1 protein-coding gene and 1 pseudogene are annotated in these 2,536 nt (G+C 69.5%); both read left to right on the plus strand.

Features of this window, described 5'->3' with window-relative positions; translation table 11 throughout:
• A pseudogene (locus ACIG5E_RS39290) lies at nt 1-222 on the plus strand (transposase); the annotation flags it as partial.
• 626 nt (nt 223-848) lie between these two features.
• The coding region (locus ACIG5E_RS39295; protein WP_396542090.1) for a condensation domain-containing protein at nt 849-2,536 on the plus strand (1,688 nt) is incomplete at its 3' end.

The raw sequence follows: 2,536 nt of genomic DNA on the forward strand, positions 1-2,536 counted from the left end.
TGGCTCGCCCTGCTGCTGATCCGCATCATCGAGACCACCACCGACGAGACCTGGACGAGCATCCGCCGCGAGCTCGACCGGCTCCACCTCGGCACGTTCACCGGCCCTACCGGCCTGTTCCGACAGGTCACCACCCTCACCAAGCCCCAGACCGACCTCCTGGCCAAGCTCGCCATCCCCGCACCGAAGCAGATCATCGCCCTCGAACCCGCACCCCGCTGACCAGCACGAACACCAGCGCCTAGAGAAACGCCTCTCAGGCGCCCTCACCCATGTCCGCCCAGGTCAGACCCCAGATTCGTGACTCTAGGACGCTGAATTACGCGGAACGCAGGTGCATCGCGGGGCTCCCGGGAACCGGGAAGCGCAGGGTCGTCCGTTTGTGAAAAATTCGGGCGGACCGGCTTTCCCGACCCGTTCAACTGACCTCGCGAGGGCAGTTGAACACCCCCGGCCCACACGGCCTCCGAACACCCCTCCGGAGGCCGTGATCGCGCTGCCCAGGCCCTTCTTCCGGGCACCTGGTCGAACATTGATCATCTGCCGGGCGGTGGGTCATAGTGACTGCCGGGGAAGCCGTGGCGCCCCGTACCGCCGAAACAGGAACAGGGGCTTTCACCCGGGCCGGAATCCAGGTCTGTGCGGTGCCGCCAGCAGCCGCGATCGACCGCCGGCCTGCGTACCAACGGTTGTGACAAGGCCGGACCGGACGGGAATTCCGTGCGGTCCTCACAGCCGTGCCCACCGGCGCTGTCAGCCGTGCCAGCCGCAGGGCTGGGATTACGGCCAGAGTTCACCAGTCAGCCTCGGCCGACGTCGCGGCGAGGACGTAAGCAGGAGGGGTCCTGATGATTCCGTTGTCATACGCGCAGCGCCGACTGTGGTTCATCCAGCAGGTGGAGGGGCCACGCGCGCACTACAACATCCCCCTCGTCCTGCCGCTGGCCGGCGACCTTGACCAGGACGCACTCGCCGCGGCCCTGCGCGACGTCCTCGTACGGCACGAGGTCCTGCGGACCACGTTCGTCGTGGTGGACGCCGAGCCCTATCAGCACATCCACGACATCAAGGAGCTGGACTGGGCTCTCCAGCGGGTCGACCTCTCCGCCGCCGGTGCGGCCGGGATCCGGGCCGAGCTCGACCGGGCACTGACCGAGGCGACCGAGACCGCCTTCGACCTCGCGACGGAACTCCCGATACGGGCATGGCTCTTCAGCACGGGCCCGGCCGAGCACGTCCTGGCGGTGGTGGTCCACCACATCGCCACCGACGGCTACTCGCTCCGCCCACTGGCCGATGACGTCTCCACCGCCTACGCGGCCCGTCGCGAGGGCCGGGCGCCCGACTGGGAACCACTGCCCGTCCAGTACGCGGACTACACGCTCTGGCAGCGTGAGTTGCTCGGTGACATCGCCGCCCCGGATAGCCTGATGTCACGTCAGGTCGAGTACTGGCGTGATGCGCTGAGCGACATTCCGCAGGGGCTGCAACTTCCCTACGACCGGCCCCGACCCCCGGCGAGCTCCTACCGGGGCTACAGCACCCCGCTGGTCGTTTCCGCCGAGGTGCACGCGCGGCTGGCGAAGCTGGCACGCACCGAGGGCGCGACCGTCTTCATGGTGCTGCAGGCCGCCCTTGCGACCCTGCTGTTCAAGCTCGGCGCCGGCACCGACCTGCCAATCGGCACCGCGGTGGCCGGCCGCACCGACGTGGGACTGCGTGACCTGGTCGGCTTCTTCGTCAACAGCCTCGTGCTACGCACTGATCTGTCCGGCGACCCGTCCTTCACCGAGCTCCTCGCCCGGGTGCGGGAGACGAGCCTGTCGGCCTTCGAGCACCAGGACGTCCCCTTCGAGAAGCTCGTCGAGGAGCTGGCCCCGCCCCGCTCGCTGTCCCGGCACCCGCTGTTCCAGGTCATGCTCACCGTGGAGAACGTCGTACGCGCCGAGGCCGACCTGGTCGGTACCCGGGCCGAGGCGCCGGCCGGTGAGGCCTCCGCGCCCGAAGGGCCGATCGAGACGGTCGCCAAGTTCGACGTGCAGGTCGTCGCCAAGGAGTCCTTCGACGCCGTCGGCGCTCCGGCGGGTCTGAGCGGTGAAGTCCTCGTCAGCGCGGACTTGTTCGCCCCGGAGACGGCCGAGCGGCTGGCGGAGCGCCTCGTGCGCGTTCTGGCCGCGGTGGCTGCCGACCCGAAGGTTTCGCTGAGCGCGGTGGAGGTGCTGGACGCGGCGGAGCGGCGTCGGGTGCTGGTGGAGTGGAACGACACGGCGGTCGAGGTCGGGGCGTCGACGCTGTCGGGGTTGTTCGAGGCGCAGGTGGCGCGGACGCCGGATGCGGTGGCGGTGGTGTTCGAGGGCGCGGAGCTGTCGTTCGCGGAGTTGGATGTGCGGGCGAACCGGTTGGCGCGGCTGCTGGTGGGCCGGGGTGTGGGCGTGGGTTCGGTGGTGGGGGTGTGCCTGGAGCGTGGTGTGGATTTGGTGGTGGCGCTGCTGGCGGTGGTGAAGGCGGGTGGGGCGTATCTGCCGTTGGATCCGGA

It is taken from the genome of Kitasatospora sp. NPDC053057 (assembly GCF_044546945.1).
Taxonomy (GTDB): Bacteria; Actinomycetota; Actinomycetes; order Streptomycetales; family Streptomycetaceae; genus Kitasatospora.